The 18,564-nt window shown below is 64.7% G+C and carries 22 protein-coding genes; 13 read left to right on the forward strand and 9 right to left on the reverse strand.

From position 1 onward, the window contains the following. The first annotated feature begins 18 nt into the window (after positions 1-18). Positions 19-1,422, forward strand: coding sequence for an amidase (locus DK847_RS00555; RefSeq protein WP_111195677.1), 1,404 nt, complete (start codon positions 19-21; stop codon positions 1,420-1,422). A gap of 12 nt (positions 1,423-1,434) precedes the next feature. Here the strand turns inward: DK847_RS00555 and DK847_RS00560 are convergent, their stop codons facing one another. Further along, positions 1,435-1,611: a YdcH family protein gene (locus tag DK847_RS00560; protein WP_111196289.1), complete on the reverse strand. Its 177-nt coding sequence runs from the start codon at positions 1,609-1,611 to the stop codon at positions 1,435-1,437. Between the two features lie 126 nt (positions 1,612-1,737). Between DK847_RS00560 and DK847_RS00565 the strand changes: the two genes are divergently transcribed. The 9 genes from DK847_RS00565 to carB all read left to right on the forward strand — a co-directional run bounded on the left by DK847_RS00565 (position 1,738) and on the right by carB (position 9,001). After that, on the forward strand, positions 1,738-1,953 hold the full coding sequence (locus DK847_RS00565) for a YdcH family protein (RefSeq protein WP_111195678.1): 216 nt from the start codon (positions 1,738-1,740) through the stop codon (positions 1,951-1,953). Between the two features lie 10 nt (positions 1,954-1,963). Further along, positions 1,964-2,455, forward strand: coding sequence for a 5-(carboxyamino)imidazole ribonucleotide mutase (purE, locus tag DK847_RS00570; RefSeq protein WP_111195679.1), 492 nt, complete (start codon positions 1,964-1,966; stop codon positions 2,453-2,455). Then, the gene (locus tag DK847_RS00575; protein WP_193548165.1) at positions 2,452-3,567 is read left to right on the forward strand and encodes a 5-(carboxyamino)imidazole ribonucleotide synthase; all 1,116 of its coding nucleotides are present in this window, start codon (positions 2,452-2,454) and stop codon (positions 3,565-3,567) included. Before purE ends, DK847_RS00575 begins: the two co-directional genes overlap by 4 nt. Positions 3,568-3,618: 51 nt before the next feature. After that, entirely contained in the window at positions 3,619-3,873 is a 255-nt protein-coding gene (rpsU, locus tag DK847_RS00580) for a 30S ribosomal protein S21 (protein ID WP_111195680.1), read from the forward strand. A 189-nt stretch (positions 3,874-4,062) separates the two neighbouring features. Then, complete coding sequence (locus DK847_RS00585; protein ID WP_111195681.1) at positions 4,063-4,266, forward strand: hypothetical protein; 204 nt, start codon at positions 4,063-4,065, stop codon at positions 4,264-4,266. A 254-nt stretch (positions 4,267-4,520) separates the two neighbouring features. Then, positions 4,521-4,724 carry a hypothetical protein gene (locus tag DK847_RS00590; RefSeq protein WP_111195682.1) on the forward strand — a complete coding sequence of 68 codons (204 nt, stop codon included), beginning with the start codon at positions 4,521-4,523 and terminating at the stop codon, positions 4,722-4,724. A gap of 142 nt (positions 4,725-4,866) precedes the next feature. Beyond that, positions 4,867-5,073, forward strand: a complete 207-nt coding sequence (locus DK847_RS00595; RefSeq protein ID WP_111195683.1) for a hypothetical protein — start codon at positions 4,867-4,869, stop codon at positions 5,071-5,073. Positions 5,074-5,091: 18 nt separating this feature from the next. Beyond that, the gene (locus DK847_RS00600) at positions 5,092-5,415 is read left to right on the forward strand and encodes a hypothetical protein (RefSeq protein ID WP_111195684.1); all 324 of its coding nucleotides are present in this window, start codon (positions 5,092-5,094) and stop codon (positions 5,413-5,415) included. Positions 5,416-5,635: 220 nt separating this feature from the next. Continuing rightward, positions 5,636-9,001 (forward strand): carbamoyl-phosphate synthase large subunit, encoded by a 3,366-nt coding sequence (carB, locus tag DK847_RS00605; protein ID WP_111195685.1) that lies wholly within the window; start codon positions 5,636-5,638, stop codon positions 8,999-9,001. A gap of 129 nt (positions 9,002-9,130) precedes the next feature. On the opposite strand, the gene DK847_RS00610 is transcribed toward carB, so the two are convergent. Continuing rightward, positions 9,131-9,655, reverse strand: coding sequence for a DUF1499 domain-containing protein (locus DK847_RS00610; protein ID WP_111195686.1), 525 nt, complete (start codon positions 9,653-9,655; stop codon positions 9,131-9,133). Between the two features lie 301 nt (positions 9,656-9,956). On the opposite strand from DK847_RS00610, the gene greA reads away from it, so the two are divergent. Continuing rightward, on the forward strand, positions 9,957-10,430 hold the full coding sequence (gene greA / locus DK847_RS00615; protein WP_111195687.1) for a transcription elongation factor GreA: 474 nt from the start codon (positions 9,957-9,959) through the stop codon (positions 10,428-10,430). Positions 10,431-10,554: 124 nt separating this feature from the next. Here greA and DK847_RS00620 read toward each other — a convergent pair whose 3' ends face one another. Genes DK847_RS00620 through DK847_RS00635 form a run of 4 tightly spaced genes read right to left on the reverse strand, consistent with a single transcriptional unit; the run spans position 10,555 to position 13,306 of the window. After that, positions 10,555-11,100 carry a glutathione peroxidase gene (locus DK847_RS00620; RefSeq protein WP_111195688.1) on the reverse strand — a complete coding sequence of 182 codons (546 nt, stop codon included), beginning with the start codon at positions 11,098-11,100 and terminating at the stop codon, positions 10,555-10,557. Positions 11,101-11,131: 31 nt separating this feature from the next. After that, positions 11,132-11,620: a pyridoxamine 5'-phosphate oxidase family protein gene (locus DK847_RS00625; protein ID WP_111195689.1), complete on the reverse strand. Its 489-nt coding sequence runs from the start codon at positions 11,618-11,620 to the stop codon at positions 11,132-11,134. Between the two features lie 43 nt (positions 11,621-11,663). Then, positions 11,664-12,848 carry a benzoate/H(+) symporter BenE family transporter gene (locus DK847_RS00630; RefSeq protein ID WP_245414487.1) on the reverse strand — a complete coding sequence of 395 codons (1,185 nt, stop codon included), beginning with the start codon at positions 12,846-12,848 and terminating at the stop codon, positions 11,664-11,666. Then, positions 12,845-13,306: an Lrp/AsnC family transcriptional regulator gene (locus DK847_RS00635; RefSeq protein ID WP_111195690.1), complete on the reverse strand. Its 462-nt coding sequence runs from the start codon at positions 13,304-13,306 to the stop codon at positions 12,845-12,847. The genes DK847_RS00630 and DK847_RS00635 overlap by 4 nt, the downstream gene beginning before the upstream one ends. A 276-nt stretch (positions 13,307-13,582) precedes the next feature. Between DK847_RS00635 and trxB the strand changes: the two genes are divergently transcribed. Both trxB and DK847_RS00645 read left to right on the forward strand, forming a co-directional pair. Continuing rightward, positions 13,583-14,545, forward strand: a complete 963-nt coding sequence (gene trxB, locus DK847_RS00640; protein WP_111195691.1) for a thioredoxin-disulfide reductase — start codon at positions 13,583-13,585, stop codon at positions 14,543-14,545. Continuing rightward, positions 14,532-15,440: a LysR family transcriptional regulator gene (locus DK847_RS00645; protein WP_245414488.1), complete on the forward strand. Its 909-nt coding sequence runs from the start codon at positions 14,532-14,534 to the stop codon at positions 15,438-15,440. Before trxB ends, DK847_RS00645 begins: the two co-directional genes overlap by 14 nt. 351 nt (positions 15,441-15,791) lie before the next feature. On the opposite strand, the gene msrP is transcribed toward DK847_RS00645, so the two are convergent. The 3 genes from msrP to DK847_RS00660 are packed head-to-tail and all read right to left on the reverse strand — an operon-like array spanning position 15,792 to position 18,548. Next, positions 15,792-16,754: a protein-methionine-sulfoxide reductase catalytic subunit MsrP gene (gene msrP, locus DK847_RS00650; protein WP_111195693.1), complete on the reverse strand. Its 963-nt coding sequence runs from the start codon at positions 16,752-16,754 to the stop codon at positions 15,792-15,794. Positions 16,755-16,809: 55 nt separating this feature from the next. Beyond that, a complete protein-coding gene (locus tag DK847_RS00655; RefSeq protein ID WP_111195694.1) occupies positions 16,810-17,571 on the reverse strand; it encodes a class I SAM-dependent methyltransferase in 762 nt (253 codons plus the stop codon). Then, positions 17,568-18,548: a glycosyltransferase gene (locus DK847_RS00660; RefSeq protein ID WP_111195695.1), complete on the reverse strand. Its 981-nt coding sequence runs from the start codon at positions 18,546-18,548 to the stop codon at positions 17,568-17,570. Before DK847_RS00660 ends, DK847_RS00655 begins: the two co-directional genes overlap by 4 nt. Positions 18,549-18,564: the final 16 nt, after the last annotated feature.

Raw genomic sequence — 18,564 nt, forward strand, 5'->3', positions numbered from 1 at the left:
GTTTGCTGGGAGCACGACATGACCGACCTTCACTGGAAGTCCGCCGCGAAGCTCGTGAAGGGTTATGCGAAGAAGAAGTTCTCTCCCGTCGAGGTGACGCAAGCCTGCCTTGCGCAGATCGAGCGGCACGACAAGCAGCTGAACGCCATGGTCGCCGTCCATGCCGAGGAGGCCCTCGCCCAGGCCAGGGCCAGCGAGGCGCGCTGGATGAAGGGGACGCCCCAGGGGCCGGTCGATGGCGTGCCCACCCTGATCAAGGACCTCCTGCTGGTACGCGGCTGGCCGACGCTGCGCGGCTCGCTCACCGTCGACCGGAACCAGGCCTGGGACCAGGACGCGCCGAGCGTTGCGCGCCTGCGCGAATGCGGGGCGGTGTTCCTCGGTGCCGCAACAACGCCGGAGTTCGGCTGGAAGGGTGTGACTGACTCTCCGCTCACCGGCATCACCCGCAACCCGTGGGACGTGACGAAGACACCGGGCGGCTCGTCGGGCGGATCGTCGGCGGCGGCAGCGGCGGGCTATGCGCCCCTGACCCTCGGCACCGATGGCGGCGGGTCGATCCGCATCCCGGCGGGCTTCACCGGAATCTTCGGGTTGAAGCCGTCCTTCGGGCGGGTGCCCGCCTATCCGCTCTCGCCCTTCGGCACGGTGGCGCATGTGGGGCCGATGACCCGCACGGTGGAGGATGCCTGCCTGATGATGAACGTCATCGCGCAGCCCGATGCGCGTGACTGGACTTCGCTGCCGCCGGACGGCACCGACTACACGGCGAAGCTCGGCAAGGGCGTAAAGGGCCTGAAGATCGCCTTCAGCCCGACGCTCGGCTACGTCGACGTCGACCCCGAGATCGCCCAGCTGGTGCAGGACGCCGTGCGCGTGCTGGAGGAACTGGGCGCCGAGGTAGAGGAGGTCGATCCCGGCTTCGCGGACCCCGCCGCCTGCTTCCGCACCCTGTGGTGGTCCGGCGCGCGCGCCCTTCTCGGCAAGCTGCCGGAGGAGAAGAAGGCGCTGCTCGACCCGGCGCTGGCCGATGTGGTGGCGCAGTCGATGGCGATCTCGCTCGACGAGTATCAGGATGCCGTGAAGGCCCGTGGCGCGCTGGGCAGCCAGATGCGCCAGTTCATGGAGGGCTTTGACCTGCTGGTGACGCCAACCCTTCCCATCCCTGCCTTCGAGGCCGGCAGGCTGGCGCCGGCCGCCCCCGACAACACGGGCAAATGGGTGAACTGGACGCCCTTCAGCTATCCCTTCAACCTCACCCAGCAGCCGGCGGCGAGCGTGCCCTGCGGCTTTACCGCGACGGGCCTGCCCGCCGGCCTGCACCTCGTCGGGCGCATGTTCGACGACCGCACGGTGCTTGACGCAGCCCACGCCTACGAACATGCGACCGCGTGGCACAAAGCCCGGCCGCCAGGCTATTGAGCAACTCCGCCCTCAGGCGGCGTGCTGGTGCTCGAGGCGGGAGATTTCGTCCTTGATCTTGAGTTTCTTGCGCTTGAGTTCGGCGATTTCGGCGTCAGACGAGGCCGGGTGGTTGATGGCGTCCGCGAGTTCGGCCTCCAGGGCCTTATGCTTCGCGTGCAGTTCGCCAAGATGCGCTTGAAGACTCATGCGATCCTCCATTGTTTGGCTATGGATTGAGAACATCTTTGCACAGAGTTGGGGGCTTGTCGAACCCTCGCAAAGGGCATTAGTGAAGAAAGCCGGAAAACAAATTCGTGAACTGTCGGGGACGGAATGCCGAAGCTGGACGTGATACAGGAGGTGCAGCTTCGCGCGCAGCTGCAATCATTGATCCAGCAGCACCGCGACCTCGACACCGCCATCACGTCCCTTGCCGAGACCGGAACGGGCGACCAGCTGCAGCTGCGCCGCCTCAAGAAGATGAAGCTGGACATCAAGGACAAGATCCAGACCATCGAGAACATGCTCATCCCCGACATCATCGCCTGAGGACGGCCCCATGACCACGCCCCCCGTCGCCATCATCATGGGCAGCCAGTCCGACTGGGCCACCATGAAACACGCCGCCGAAACCCTCGACCGGCTGGGCATCGCCCATGACGACCGCATCGTCTCGGCCCACCGCACGCCCAAGCGGCTCTATGACTTCGCCACCTCCGCGCGTGCCGCGGGCGTCCAGGTGATCATCGCCGGGGCCGGTGGCGCAGCACACCTGCCGGGGATGGCGGCCGCCATGACCTCGCTTCCCGTCTTCGGCGTGCCGGTCGAATCCCGGGCGCTGTCGGGCCAGGACTCGCTCCTCTCCATCGTGCAGATGCCGGCGGGCATTCCGGTGGGGACGCTTGCCATCGGCAAGGCCGGGGCGGTGAATGCCGCGCTCCTGGCGGCGAGCGTGCTGTCGCTCGGCGATCCGGCGCTGGCCCGGCGCCTCGACGCCTTCCGCGCCGAGCAGACCGCCGCCGTGGCCGAGCGCCCGAAGGACGAGGCATGAAGAAGATTTCCGCCCCCCTGCCCCCCGGCTCCACCGTCGGCATCCTCGGCGGCGGGCAGCTCGCCCGCATGCTGGCGCTGGCGGCGGGGCGGCTCGGCATCGACTGCCATGTCTATGCGCCGGAAGCCGACAGCCCGGCCTTCGCCGTCTCCGCCGCGAGGACGGTGGCGGGTTATGACGACTTCGCGGCGCTGGAGGCCTTCGCCAGAGAGGTCGATGTCGTCACCTATGAGTTCGAGAACGTGCCGGGTGACACGGCGGGCTTCCTCGACAGCCGTGTTCCCGTGGCCCCGGGCGTGGCGGCGCTGAAGACGGCGCAGGACCGGATTGCGGAAAAGAGCTTCATCGCCGGGCTCGGCATTCCCGTGGCGCCCTTCGCCGAGGTGTGCGACCTCGCTTCGCTGGAAGCCGCCATCGCCCGCATCGGCCGGCCCGCCGTGCTGAAGACGAGGCGCTTCGGCTATGACGGCAAGGGCCAGACCAAGATCCACGACGGCACGGACCCAGGCACCGCCTTCGCCGAGATCGGCCGCCAGCCGGCGATTCTCGAAGGTTTCGTGCAGTTCGAGAAGGAAATCTCGGTCATCGCTGCCCGCAGCTGGTCCGGCGAGGTGCAGGTCTATGACGTGCCTGAGAACCACCACGAGAACCACATCCTCAAGACCTCGACGGTTCCCGCCCGGATTTCCCCCGCCGTCGCCCGCGCCGCCATGGATTTCGGCAGCAGGATCATCGCGGCGCTGGACTATGTGGGGGTGATCGGCATCGAGATGTTCGTGGCGGGGGATGATGTAATCGTCAATGAAATCGCGCCCCGCGTGCATAATTCCGGGCACTGGACGATGGACGCCTGCGCCGTCTCGCAGTTCGAGCAGCACATCCGGGCGGTCTGCGGCTGGCCGCTGGGAAGCCCGGAGCGCTATGCCGACGTGGTGATGACCAACCTGCTGGGGGACGAGGCCGGCCGCTGGCGGGAACTGGCCGCCGAGCCCCGCGTCCACCTCCATCTCTATGGCAAGCGGGAAGCGCGGCCGGGTCGCAAAATGGGTCATTTCAACAGGGTGACCCCTCGACAGCCTCAAGACTCTATGCTAACCCGCCGCCCACGCTGAGGCTCGAAAGGCGCCTCGATCACCAATCCAACCTGTTTGCAGAGGTAGCACTTGCAAGTCGTAGTCCGTGACAACAACGTCGATCAGGCCCTCAAGGCGCTCAAGAAGAAGATGCAGCGCGAGGGTATTTTCCGCGAGATGAAGCTGCGCGGCCACTATGAGAAGCCCTCCGAGAAGAAGGCCCGCGAAAAGGCGGAAGCCGTGCGCCGGGCGCGCAAGCTGCAGCGCAAGAAGCTGCAGCGCGAGGGCCTGCTGCCGATGCCGAAGAAGGTCGAAGGTCCGGCCCGCGGCCCGCGCCCGCAGTAAAAAGCCTTTCCGGTTCGCCGGTTAGAGGGCCGCATCCCCCCGGGAGAGCGGCCCTTTTCAATTGTGGCAGCCGCCGCAATTGCCCCAAACTGAACACAACCTACCACAAACTGGTTACAGGATCGTCCTACGGTTGGACGGATCGCCCCCTAGATCAGGATCATCGAAAGAGATCGAGAGGGGAAGACAATGATCCGCTACGCCATCATCCTGATCGCCGCCATGGGCACCGTCGCCGGCGCCGCCGCGATGCAGAATGCGCCCGCTGCAGCGCAGTCGGCCCCCCTCACCAACCAGACCGTGATCGAAAAGAACAGCCCCTTCCCGGTGCTGGGCCCACTCGTCGTCACCGAATGCCGCCTCGACGACTGCTCGGACGTTCCTAACGGATAATTCATGCGCGGCCGCCGCCAGCGGCATTGAATAATCACATTCAGCTCCCAACATGTTTCCCATCCCCAGGCAGTACTTCCCCCCCATCCCCTGCAAACACTGCCTGTACCTGAACCCCGGCCGCCAACTGCGCCGGGGTTTTTTTCTCGCCGCCAACAAAGTTTCCGAAAACTTAACGGGTGTGACGCGCGTTACAGTCCCAACCCCGGCCGTGGCCTACAAAGGGACCATCAAGACCGACGGGAACCACGACAATGAAGCGCACCACCCTTTACATGCTGATCGCCCTGGCCACCGCCGCAAGCGCGCTCGCTTCGGTGTCGCCCAAGGAAGCCACCTCGATCGAACCCGCATCGCGCAACGAAACGGTGATCGAGAAGAACCAGGCCTTTCCGCTGGTGGGCCCGCTCACCGTGCAGGAATGCCTGAACGAGGACTGCACGCAACTTCGAAGCTGACGATTTCCCTGGGCCGCCACTTCCCCCCATCCCCTGCAAACGGCAGCCCACAACTTGGCGGCCCCGGGCTTCGCGCCTGGGGCCACCATTTTCCCGAAACCAAATTCCGCCCACTGACGTTTCTCCTCCATGGAGCAAGGCAATGAAGACGCTGACCACATCGATTGTCCTGAGCGTGATGTTCCTCTCGGCGGGAGCCTTCGCCGGATCGAGCCGCGGCGTGCACCCCGCCGTCATGCCGGCAGCGAGCCCTGCCAACGTCACCATCGTCACCAAGAACGCGGCCTGGCCGCCGGTGGGGCAGATCTCGGTCGAGCCCTGCAGCCGCGCCCGCTGCATCGCCATCTGACCCTCGAGGAGCAAATCCATGCGCCTGCTGTTCGCCTCGCTGATCCTGCTGACCGTCGCGGCACCGGCCCATGCGGCCGAAGTGCGCAATTATTTCGCACCGCAGCTGGACGGGCAGCGCATCGCCGCCTGCCTCTCCGACGGCGCCTGCGGCAAGCCGGCGGCCGACGCCTTCTGCCAGTCGGAGGGCTATGACAAGGCCATGCTGTTCCAGCGCGAGCGGTCGAATTCGGCCCGCCTGATCGATTCGGACAAGGTCTGCGATGGCGACTGCCCGACCTTCCGGCAGGTGAAGTGCTTCACCGTGCGCAGCGACCTGCAGGTGAGCAACGCGGCGCTTTAGAACGGCTCGCGTCCGGACACCACTCGCCCCTACGTTCCGTCACCCCGGCGAAAGCCGGGGCCCCGCTTCGGGCGGCAGTCGCGCGGAAAGCGGGGTCCCGGCTTTCGCCGGGATGACGGCATTCGGGTGGGAAACCTCGCCCCGTCCACAGGCGTCCCCGATTGGGCTTGGAATCCCTCCCCCTTGTGTGTAGGAAACCCAAAATTCGGGTTTCCCTCACATGCCAAAACGCGACGACATCAAATCCATCCTCATCATCGGGGCTGGACCGATCATTATCGGCCAGGCTTGCGAGTTCGACTATTCCGGCACCCAGGCCTGCAAGGCCCTGAAGGCCGAGGGCTACCGCATCATCCTGGTGAACTCCAATCCGGCCACCATCATGACGGACCCGGACCTGGCGGATGCCACCTACATCGAGCCGATCACGCCCGAAGTCGTCGCCCGCATCATCGAGAAGGAGCGGCCTGACGCGCTGCTGCCCACCATGGGCGGCCAGACGGCGCTCAACACCGCCCTGTCGCTCAACAGGATGGGCGTGCTCGAGAAGTTCAACGTCGAGCTGATCGGCGCCAAGGCCGATGCCATCGACAAGGCGGAAGACCGCGAGCTGTTCCGCGAGGCGATGAAGAAGATCGGCCTCGACACGCCGAAGTCGCGGCTGGCCAATGCCTCCGCCGCCAAGGACGCCGACAAGGACTTCTACGCTGCCGAGATCGCCCGTCTTCAGAAGGAGGGCGGCGACATCGAGGGTTTCGAGAAGAAGTGGGCGGCGGAAGAGCCCGAGCGCCAGAGGAACTACCGCAACCGCGCCATGGTCGAGGCCTTCGAGGCCATGCTGGAGGTGGGGCTTCCCTGCATCATCCGCCCGTCCTTCACGCTGGGCGGAACGGGCGGCGGCATCGCCTACAACCGGGAGGAATTCTTCGACATCGTGGAAAAGGGCCTCGACGCCTCTCCCACGGCGGAAGTCCTCATCGAGGAGTCGGTCCTGGGCTGGAAGGAATATGAGATGGAAGTGGTCCGCGATCACGCGGACAACTGCATCATCATCTGCTCGATCGAGAACGTCGACCCGATGGGCGTGCATACGGGTGACTCGATCACCGTCGCCCCGGCGCTGACGCTGACCGACAAGGAATACCAGATCATGCGCAACGCCTCGATCGCGGTGCTGCGCGAGATCGGCATCGAGACCGGCGGCTCCAACGTGCAGTTCGGCGTCAACCCCGCCGATGGCCGCCTCGTCGTCATCGAGATGAACCCGCGCGTGTCGCGCTCCTCCGCACTCGCCTCCAAGGCCACCGGCTTCCCCATCGCCAAGGTCGCGGCCAAGCTGGCGGTGGGCTACACGCTGGACGAACTGGCCAACGACATCACCGGCGGGGCCACGCCTGCGGCCTTCGAGCCGACCATCGACTACGTCGTCACCAAGATCCCGCGTTTCGCCTTCGAGAAGTTCCCGGGCTCTTCCCCCACGCTGACCACTGCCATGAAGTCGGTGGGCGAGGTGATGGCCATCGGCCGCTCCTTCCAGGAGTCGATGCAGAAGGCGCTGCGCGGCCTCGAGACGGGCCTCACCGGCTTCAACGAGGTCGAGATCCCCGGGGCCGGCGAAGGCGACGACAAGAACGCCATTCGCGCGGCACTGGGCACCCCCACGCCCGACCGCCTGCTGAAGATCGCCCAGGCCTTCCGCATGGGCGCCACCGTCGAGCAGATCTTCGCGTCGTGCAAATACGAGCCGTGGTTCCTGCGCCAGATCGAAGAGATCGTGCAGACGGAGGAAAAGATCCGGGAACGCGGCCTGCCGAAGGACGCCGTCAACATGAAGAAGCTCAAGGCCATGGGCTTCTCCGACAAGCGCCTGGGCGAGCTTGTGAAGCTCTCCGAGGACAAGGTGCGCGCGCATCGCCACAAGATCGGCGTCCGCCCCGTGTTCAAGCGCATCGACACCTGTGCGGCGGAATTCGCCTCGCCCACCGCCTACATGTATTCGACCTACGATGCCGAGGACGAGGCCAAGCCCTCCGACCGCCAAAAGGTGATCATCCTCGGCGGCGGGCCGAACCGCATCGGGCAAGGGATCGAGTTCGACTACTGCTGCTGCCATGCCTGCTTTGCGCTGCATGACGCGGGCTATGAATCGATCATGGTCAACTGCAACCCCGAGACCGTGTCGACCGACTATGACACCTCCGACCGCCTCTATTTCGAGCCGCTGACGGCCGAAGACGTGCAGGAGATCATCCACAAGGAGCAGCAGAACGGCACGCTGAAGGGCGTCATCGTCCAGTTCGGCGGCCAGACGCCGCTGAAGCTGGCGGACGCGCTGGAAAAGGCGGGCGTTCCCATCCTCGGCACCACGCCCGATGCGATCGACCTCGCGGAGGACCGTGACCGCTTCTCGAAGCTCCTCAAGAAGCTGAAGCTGCGCCAGCCGGAAAACGGCATCGCGCATTCAGGTGCAGAGGCCAAGAAGATCGCCAAGAAGATCGGCTTCCCCGTGGTGATCCGCCCGTCCTATGTGCTGGGCGGCCGCGCCATGGAGATCGTCAAGGACGATGCGCAGCTCGAACGCTACATCACCGAGGCCGTGGTCGTTTCGGGCGACTCGCCGGTGCTGATCGACAGCTATCTCTCCAACGCCATCGAGGTCGACGTCGACGCGATCTGCGACGGCAAGGACGTGTTCATCGCCGGCGTGATGGAGCACATCGAGGAGGCGGGCATCCATTCGGGCGACTCGGCCTGCTCGCTGCCGCCCTATTCGCTGAAGCCCGCGGTGATCGCCGAGCTCGAGCGCCAGGCCAAGGTGATGGCGCTGGCCTTGAACGTCGTGGGCCTGATGAACGTGCAGTTCGCCATCAAGGACGATGACATCTATGTCCTCGAAGTGAACCCGCGTGCGTCCCGCACCGTGCCCTTCGTCGCCAAGGTGATCGGCCTTCCCGTCGCCAAGATCGCGGCGCGCGTGATGGCTGGCGAGTCGCTCGCCAGCTTCAGGCTGAAGCAGAAGAAGCTCAACCACGTCGCCGTGAAGGAAGCCGTCTTCCCCTTCAACCGCTTCCCCGGCGTCGACGTGCTGCTCGGCCCCGAGATGCGCTCGACCGGCGAAGTCATGGGCCTCGACATGAGCTACGACATGGCCTTTGCCAAGAGCCAGCTCGGTGCCGGCATGAGGATGCCGCAGGCGGGCACGGTGTTCATCTCGGTCAAGGATGCCGACAAGCCGAAGATCCTCCCCGCCATGAAGAAGCTCGTCGAGATGGGCTTCAAGCTCGTCGCCACGGGCGGCACGCAGCGCTACTTCGAGGACAAGGGTGTTCCTTCCACCAAGATCAACAAGGTGCTGGAAGGCCGCCCGCATGTGGTGGACGCCATCAAGAACGGCGACATCCAGCTGGTGCTGAACACCACCGAGACACGCGCCTCGCAGTCGGACTCCAAGCCCATCCGCCAGACGGCGCTGATGCAGAAGGTGCCCTACTACACCACGCTGCCAGGCATCCTCGCCGTCACCAAGGCCATCGCCGCCCAGCGCGAGGGCCGCCTGGACGTGAAGCCGCTGCAGGATTATTTCTGAGGCGGCTCTCCCCGCGTTCTCAACACGTCATCATGGCCGGGCTCGTCCCGGCCATCTTTTTTGCAGCAACCCAAAGGATGGCCGGGTCAAGCCCGGCCATGATGGGAGTGGGTGGGGGTCTTCAGGACCTTAGGGCCCGCTCTTACGCGCCTCCGTCACGATCAAGTCCGCCCACCTCTTCACCCGTGCGAGGTTCACGCCCATGTCGGACTTGCCGAGCTGCGAGCGGGAATAGAGCAGCACGGCTGAACCGCCATTGGCCGTGGGCACGACCTTGACGTTGATGGTGTCGGGGAAACCCATCACCCGGCTCCGCTGGACGAAGCGCAGGGTGCCCTGCTCCGCGTTGGCATCGACCTGTTCGAGGCCCGGCTCATGCACCACCGCGTCCTGCACCGCGAGGAACACATCACCGAAGGGCCTGGCGATCACCACAGCGGGGATGTCGGCTTTCGCGGCGCAGAATTCGGCTGAACAGGCCAGAGCATCATTCGGCGTGTCGCGGCGGGTGAGCGTGGCGAAGTCGACCTCGCCCAGGTCGGCCGGGCCGAACCGGGCCCACAGCCGCTCCGGTCCGAGGATGAGGAAGGCGGCGGCGAAGAGGACAACGACGGCAGCAACCAGAACCGCAACGGCTGTGAGGAATTTGCGCATGGCGGGAGATTAATCACCCTCCCCGCCGGCTTGCCAGCGAAAGCTGGCGCCCAGCTTCCTTTACGGCAGCCAAAGCTGGGCCCCCGCTTTCGCTGGGGTAACGGCCTGTAAAATCAGTGACTTAAGCGGCACACTCCCGCTCCCCTTGAAATCCGGGCCGAGTTGGGCCATGTTTCTGCTTCGCCCGGCAGGATACGGTTCACTCCGTATCGCCGGGTGTCGTTTTTCCCAGACACGGATGGAATTACGCCTCCGGGCCAGCCCGGGGGATGAAGAAACTGGAATAGATTGGACGAGACCGATGGACAAAGTGCCAATGACCGCCGAAGGCCACTCCGCCATGATGGATGAGGTGAAGCACCTCAAGACCGTGGAGCGCCCGCGCATCATCAAGGCCATCGAGGAAGCCCGTTCGCACGGCGATCTCTCCGAAAATGCCGAATACCATGCCGCCAAGGAGCAGCAGGGCTGGACCGAGGCCCGCGTCGCGGAGCTGGAGGACAAGCTGTCGCGCGCCGAGATCATCGACATCTCGAAGCTGTCGGGCGACACCGTGATGTTCGGCGCCAAGGTGACGCTGATCGACGAGGAGACCGACGAGAAGACGGCCTACCAGATCGTCGGCGAATTTGAGGCCGACGTGAAGAAGGGCAAGATCTCCGTCTCCTCCCCCATCGCGCGCGCCATCATCGGCAAGAAGAAGGGCGACTCGGTCGAGGTCAACACGCCCGGCGGCGGCAAGTCCTACGAGATTGCCAAGGTGGCCTGGCGCTGAGGCGCTGACCACATCGCTCTGCCATTCATCATCGCCGGGCTCGTCCCGGCGATCTTCTTTGGTGCGCGCAAAATAATGCCCGGGACGAGCCCGGGCATGATGAGTTCACGAGAGGTGAGACGCCCTACTTCGCCGCCAGCGCCTTGTCGACCGCAGCGGTGATCTTCGGCCCCATGGGCTTGGTGGGCGTCGAGAACCAGTCGATGAAGCGGCCATCCGCCCCGATCAGGTATTTGTGGAAGTTCCACTTGGGCCGGCCCAGAGCGCCGGCCTTCTCGCCCGCCCACTTGTAGAAGGGATCGGCCTTGTCACCCTTCACCACCGTCTTGTCGGCGAGCGGGAAGGTGACGCCGTAATTCACCTTGCAGAACGTGGCGATCTCCTCTGACGTTCCCGGCTCCTGGCCGCCGAAATCGTTGGACGGCACGCCGATGATCACGAGACCCTTGTCCTTGTAGGCCAGCCAGAGCTTCTCCAGGTCCTCGTATTGCGGGGTGTAGCCGCATTCCGATGCCGTGTTGACGATCAGCATCGGGTGGCCCCTGAACTGGGCGAGCGGCATCGGCTTGCCGTCGATGCCGGTGAGGGTGAAGTCATAGGCGGTGGTCTCGGCCATGGCGGCGGTGCTCGCGAAGACAAGGGCGCAAAGGGTGAGGAACAGCTGTCGCATGCTCCTCAAACGCGCGCAAGCCGCCTGCGGATCAGCGCAGGTCCACCTTGGCCACATGCTCCCGCGCATCCTGCTTCGGATCATGCCCGAACAGCATCTTGAGGCCGGCGAAGAGGCCGCCCTCGTTCTCCCAGATCTCCGCGCGGTCGGCATCGAAGCGGATGAGCGCCAGCTCCGGGTCATCCTTGCCGCCCTCGAACCACGCCTCGACATAGGGGTTCCACAACTCGTCGATGATCTCCGGATCGTTGCTGAGGCTCAGTCTCCCGTGCACCGAGGCGAAGATCTCATGATCCTTCGCCGCGAAGGTGCCGATGGCCCGGCTGTCGGCGCGCAGGTTCTGCACCAGCGAGGTGTCGCGCGCGGTGAAGAAGAAGATCGGCCCTTCCGAGCCCCGCAGCTGCGCCGTCATGGGCCGCGTGTGGCTTTCCTCGACGCCGACGAGGCCGAGCATCATCGTCATGTCGGACTTGAGCGCCATCCAGAACTTGGTTTCGAGCTCGTGGTTCTTGCTGCCCATGGGACATCTCCTGTGTGATGGGCAGGAACGTGGGACCTCCGGCTCAGTTCCGCTGGATCAGGTGACGCGCCCCAAACAGCACGAGCCCCGCAACGAGGCCCCAGAAGGCGGAACCCACACCCATGATGGTGAGGCCGCTCGCCGTGACGAGGAAGGTGACGAGCGCGCTCTCGATGTCGCGTGGCTCCTTCATCATGGCCGTGACGCCGCCCATCAGCGGCGAGAACAGGGCAAGGCCCGCAATCGCCGTGATCAGGTCCTTCGGCAGGGCCCCCAGCACATGGACGAAGCTGGCGGCCATGAGCCCGATCAGTCCGTAGAGCACGAGATAGGGATAGGCGACGAGCCAGCGCTTCTTCGGGTCCGGGTGGCAGTCGGGGCCGGTGACGATCGATGCCGTGATCGCCGCCATGTTGATGGCGTGGCTGCCGAAGGGCGCCATCAGCGTGGAGCCGATGCCGGTGACGAGCAGCGCAGGCTGCACCGGAGGCTGGTAACCCGACGCGCGCAGCACCGCAAAGCCCGGCAGGTTCTGCGACGCCATGGTGACAAGGAACAGCGGCACGCCGATGGAGAGGATCGTCTGCCAGTCGAAGCTCGGCGTCGTCCATTCAAGCGCCGTGATGCCGAAGCTGCAGCAATCGCCCGTCAGACCGCCGCCGAAAGCCGCGAGCACCACGCCGAGCACCACGACCACCGGCACGGCATAGAGCGGATAGGACAGGCGCAGGCCGAAGAACACGATGACCAGCGGCAGCACCGCCCAGGGCATGGCCATGGCGGCACCGGGAACGCCCAGCGTATAGCGCAGCAGCACGCCCGCCAGCATGGCGGCAGCGACGGGTGCGGGAATCTTCTCGATGGCCTTTTCCAGCGGCTTGATGAGGCCGGCGACCACCATCAGCAGGCCCGCGACGAGGAAGGCGCCCAATGCGTTGGAATAGGTGATCCCTGTCCCGCTGGTGGCGATCAGCACCGCGCCCGGCGTCGACCAGGCGGTGATCATCGGCATCCTGTAGCGCCATGAGAGAATGAACGAGGTCGCCGCCATCCCGAAGCACAGCGCCGCCGCCCAGGAGGCCTGCTGCGAAGGCGAGGCGCCGACGTTGCGCGCCGCCTCCATGATGACGAGGATGGTGGACGCGAAGCCCACCACGACGGCGGTGAGGGTCGAGGAAAAGATGCTGAACCAGCCGGAATGGTCGCGCTTCAGGGCCGTCTCGGTCACGGGATGGGAACTCCAGGCTGGTATTTCGCCACGCGAAGCATGAGCGTGGTCTTGACGTTCTCCACGTTGGGCGCGGAGGTCAATTCACGAATGATGTAGTCTTGCAACGACGGCAGGTCGCGCGCCACGCATTTGAGCAGGAAGTCGGCCTCTCCCGAGATCGCATAGGCCTCGCGCACCAGCGGCCACTGCGCCACGCGCTCGGTGAAGGCGCGCAGCTCGGCCTCCGCCTGGCTCCGGAGGCCGACGAAGACGAAAAGCGTCACCTCGAAGCCCAGGGCCGCGGCATCGAGCAGTGCCCGGTAGCCGGCAATCACCCCTGCCCTTTCCAGCGCCTGCACCCGCCGCAGGCAGGGCGGCGGCGACAGGCCGACGCGGCTCGCCAGCTCGACATTGGTCAGCCGTCCATGACGCTGCAATTCGCGCAGGATCTTCCAGTCGGTGGCATCGAGTTCCATATCTCCGCTCTAGCAACTCCGCAGCCATGCGGCGAGTGGATGATGCCGCGCGCCTACCTCGCCCATTTCTGCATTGCTCCGATGGTGCAGCGCCGCATTGCGGATTGTGCAGAGCAGCACAGCTGCGGCCCGCAACCTCCGGAAGAGACACGCAAATTCCGCTTGTAACTCATGAAGTAAAATTCGGGCAGAACCTCTGTTCACAACAGCTTGTAGTACCCTTGCCGTTGCGCCCAATTAAGCTATGCTGTTTTTTCATAGCAACTGGAGCAAACCATGTCCGCCCGCCACGCCCGGGTGCTGATCCTCGGATCGGGACCTGCCGGTTATACCGCCGCCATCTATGCCGCCCGCGCAATGCTGAAGCCGATTCTCGTGCAAGGCATCCAGCCGGGGGGCCAGCTCACCATCACGACCGACGTCGAGAACTATCCGGGCTTTGCCGACGTCATCCAGGGCCCGTGGCTGATGGAGCAGATGCGCGCCCAGGCGGAACACGTGGGCACCGAGATCGTCTCCGACACCATCACCGAGGTGCGGCTGAAGGACAAGCCGATCTGGCTCAAGGGCGACTCCGGCGATGAATATACCTGCGATGCGCTGATCATCTGCACCGGTGCGCAGGCCAAGTGGCTCGACCTGCCGTCGGAGCAGGCCTTCCGCGGCTTCGGCGTTTCGGCCTGCGCGACCTGTGACGGATTCTTCTATCGCAACAAGCGGGTGATCGTGGTGGGTGGCGGCAACACCGCGGTGGAGGAAGCCCTGTTCCTCACCAACTTCGCCTCGGAGGTGATCGTCGTGCACCGCCGCGACGCGTTCAAGGCTGAGCGCATCCTGCAGAACCGCCTGTTCGAGCACCCGAAGATCAAGGTGATGTGGGACACGGCACTGGCCGATGTTCTGGGCACGGACAATCCGCGTGGCGTCACCCATGCCCGGCTCCGGAACGTCAAGACCGGCGAAACGCAGGACGTGGCGGTCGACGGCATCTTCATCGCCATCGGCCACAAGCCCGCGACCGAGCTGTTCGAGGGCCAGCTGCCCTTCAAGCAGGGCGGCTATCTCGTCACCGAACCGCGCTCGACGCAGACGGCGATCGAGGGCGTCTATGCCGCGGGCGACGTGACGGACGACGTCTACCGCCAGGCGGTGACGGCGGCCGGCATGGGCTGCATGGCCGCACTCGAGGCCGAACGCTGGCTCCACACCCAGAAGGAGCTGCGCCATGCCGCTGAGTAACTCGGTGATGGACTGGGACAAGCTGAGGATCTTCCACGCGGTGGCGGATGCCGGCAGCTTCACCCATGCCGGTCATGAGCTGGGCCTGTCGCAGTCCGCCGTGAGCCGCCAGATCTCGGCGCTGGAAGATGCGCTGAACGTGCCGCTCTTCCACCGCCATGCGCGCGGGCTGATCCTCACCGAGCAGGGCGAGATGCTCTATCGCACGGCGCATGAGGTGTTCACCAAGCTCACCGCCGCGCAGACCCGTCTGATGGACTCGAAGGAAAAGCCCTCGGGCGAGTTGCGCATCACCACCACGGTGGGGCTGGGCAGCGTGTGGCTGACGCCGCGCCTGAAGGAATTCTCCGAGATCTATCCGGAGATCGCCATCACCCTGCTGCTCGATGACCGCGAACTCGATCTGTCCATGCGCGAGGCCGACGTGGCGGTGCGGCTGAGAAGGCCGACGCAGCCGGACCTGATCCAGCGCAAGCTCTTCACCGTGCACCACCATCTCTATGCCTCGGCCGATTACCTCAAGAAACACGGCATCCCGAAGTCGCTCGAGGAACTCGACAAGCACAAGATCCTCACCTTCGGCCAGGCGCCCAACTACCTGACGCCGGTGAACTGGCTCGAATATGTGGGCCGCCCGGAAGGTGAGCCGAGGCCGGTGGCGCTGCGCGTCAACAACGCCTATGGGCTGCGCCGCGCCGTGCAGGCCGGCATGGGCATCGCGTCGCTCGCCGACTACATCGTGCCTGAGGATTCAGGGCTGGTGCAGATCGACGTGCCGGTGGAGACGCCGGAGTTCGACACCTACTTCGTCTATCCTGAGGAACTGAAGGATACGAAGCGCGTGACGGTGTTCCGCGACTTCCTGGTGGCGAAGGCCAAGGAGTGGAGCTTCTAGTCCGCCGCTACGGCTATCGACTCTCATCATGCCCGGGCTCGTCCCGGGCATCCTTTTGCGGCCGGTGAAAAAGGTCGCCGGGCCACGCCCGGCGATGATGAAGGGTGGATTGTGCATTCCCCCGCCACATGGCTCCCATGAACACGCATTGCTTGCCGAATGCACGCGCGAAAGTCACACTTCTCCTTGCCGCGCATTCCGGCGCGGAATTCGCCGCTTCACTGTCTCCCCTTGCGAAGCGGCCGATGGGTCTTCGCCCTCTCACCCCTGATCGGGCGGACGGGACCAATCCCTCGGCGACGAGGGGGAACGGGTAACTTCAAAGGCCGGTCGCTGGACTGGCCTTTTTCTTTACATGTAGAGCTTTTCGGACTCGAGGCCCTTGTAGAGGCCTGCCACCTGCGCGCCATAGCCGTTGAACAGCACGGTCGGGATGCGTTCGCCGGTGCCCAGCACCTCTTCCGAGGCCTGGCTCCAGCGCGGATGCGCCACCTCCGGGTTGACGTTGGCCCAGAAGCCATATTCCTCCGGCCCCAGCTGCTCCCAGAAGCTCACCGGACGTTCGGCAACGAAGCTCACCTTCACGATGCCCTTGATCGACTTGAAGCCATATTTCCACGGCAGGTGCAGGCGCAGCGGCGCGCCCATCGAGTTGGGCAGCGGCTTGCCATAGGCGCCGGTGACCATCAGCGGCAGCTCGTTCATCGCCTCCGCCATGGTGACACCCTCGACATAGGGCCAGGGGAAGGACGTGAAGAGGCCATCCTTCTGTCCCACCGCCACCTCGGGCTTGTTGAATGTCTCGAAGCGCAGGTACCTGGCGTTCGATGTGGGCCTGGCGATCTCCACCAAACGTGACAGCGGAAAGCCGGTCCACGGCACCACCATGGACCACGCCTCGACGCAGCGGTGGCGGTAGATGCGCTCCTCGAAGGTCACCTGCCGGAAGAGATCATCGATGGCGATGGTGGCGGGCTTCTCCACCTCGCCGTCGATGGTGATGGTCCACGGCCGGACGGGCAGCGCCCTGGCCGCATCGGCGATCTGCTTCGAGGTGCCGAACTCATAGTAGTTGTTGAAGTTGGCGTTGTCGGCCTCGGCGGTCACCGGCCGCCCCGCATCGCCGAAGGCTGGGTTCGGCTTGGCGGGGTAGAGTGCGGCCGAAGGATCCGTCTCCGCCCGGGCGGGCTTGACCGCCGCAAGCGCCATGGCCCCGGCGCCGGCCGCCATCAGCCGGCGGCGACTGAAGAACACATGCTCCGGCGTGACGCGCGCCTCCGGAATTTCCCAGCCCCGATTGCGCTTGATCAACATCTGTGACGTCTCCTGTGAGAGCCCTGTTATAGGCCTCACCTCTCACGCAGGCCAATCAAGCCCCGATCACTTTTGGGGGAGGTGCGTGAAGTCCTTTCCCCTGCTCCTGCGAGCCCTCCGGGGCAGTACGCCTCCAGACTGCCAGAAGGGACTTCCCAACGGCATGGCCCAGCAGCGGATCGAGCACACGCGACACCGGAACCATGTTCCGGTCCCAGAAGCGGATCTGCGCCGAAGACGGCGCGCCCGAATGGAGCAGCATTCGGTTGCCCAATGACGCAAGAAGTCCCACACTGTCCAGGTAGCGCACAAACACCTCTTCGCAGGACTTGGGCCGGAGGTTTCGAAGTGCCGCCCGGTCATAGCGGCGGTAATGCCCTATTGCGGCGTCGAATTCCGAGAAGAGAAACTGATGCGCCGGGACCAGCACGATCAGGAAGCCGCCCGGTTTCAGGCGTTTCGCGGCTTTCTCGATCTCGGCAGAGTCGTCCCTGATATGTTCGATGACGTCGATGTAAAGAGTGGAATCGAACCTTTCGTGTTCTGGGAGATCGTCGAGCGTTCCACAAACCACCTCGAGGTTCGACACGTTCCGCCTGCGCGCATCCTGCTGCAACTGCCCGGCGAGTCCTGAGTCAGGTTCCAGGGCGATCCAGCGTTCCTGATGCTCTCCCTTCAGACTCCATGTCGCCGAGCCAATCCCTGCCCCGACTTCGAGGACCGTCCTCCCCAGATAGGGTCGCACGGCCTTGCTCCAATAACTGCGCCACGTGGTGGCAAGCGCAAAGCTTGCGAGTTCGTTGCCGATGTAGCTCATGCGCTGCTCGGCCGGTGCGACGCCAGCAGGCGGCAGGACCCAACCAAAAGCCGTCCATCACGGCCGGGCACGGAAGGGACCGACGAATTGCTCGCGAGCATCATGATGGCGGCGATGGTCAGCAGCGTGAGAGCCTGGAATGCGATGATGGCAGAGACCCCGACCACGTTGGTGGCCCACCCCGGAATTGCGATGCTGGTGAGAACACGGATCGTTGCGGCCGCAATACCCCCTGCGGCGGCGAGCGTCATAAGGGCGATGCATAGCATGATGAGCCTGACGAACACGGCGTCCATGAAAACAGCAATTGCGCTGAAGCCATGAATGATCAGTGACGGCAAGCTCATCGATGACTTCCCCTTGTAGCGCGTGCCCCGAGCCGTGGGCACCCTTACCAGCGGCAGGCGCGACTTGAGAAGCGTTGCACCGAGGTGGCTCCAGAGTTCGCGCATGAAGATCAGGCGATCGAGGTGACAGAAAGGGATCAGGCAGAAATTTCCGAAGTCGATGGTCCTCCCCGTCAGTATGCGGAACAGCGCCTTGAACAACTGGTACATGACCTTGAAGCCTGCAGGCTCAGACCTCTTCTGACGCTGCGCGACGATCAGCGAAAGGGGATTCGCGGCGTGGGCGGCGAGAAGGTTCGGAATGTCACTGGGCCTATCCTCCCCATCGGCATCCATGACGATCACCGCATCGTAGCCCGTACGCTCCGCCACAATCGACAGCCCAATGGCCGCAGAGCGCTGATGCCCAACATTGCTCCGCAGCCGGATACATTCCAGCTGCTCCACCGATGGGGGGAGATGTCCCATTATCTCGGGCGCCGGAACCATGGAGCAATCGTCGACGACGAATATGCTGAACGTTCGACCTTCCACCGGAAGCCCGCCGATGTCAGCCAGCAGCCGTCCGAGACAGTCCCAGTCATTGAAGAGCGGAATGACAATCGCGATACGCTCACTGTCAGACGACATCACCACCTCCGCGCAT

The sequence above is a fragment of the Aestuariivirga litoralis genome, assembly GCF_003234965.1.
Taxonomy (GTDB): domain Bacteria; phylum Pseudomonadota; class Alphaproteobacteria; order Rhizobiales; family Aestuariivirgaceae; genus Aestuariivirga; species Aestuariivirga litoralis.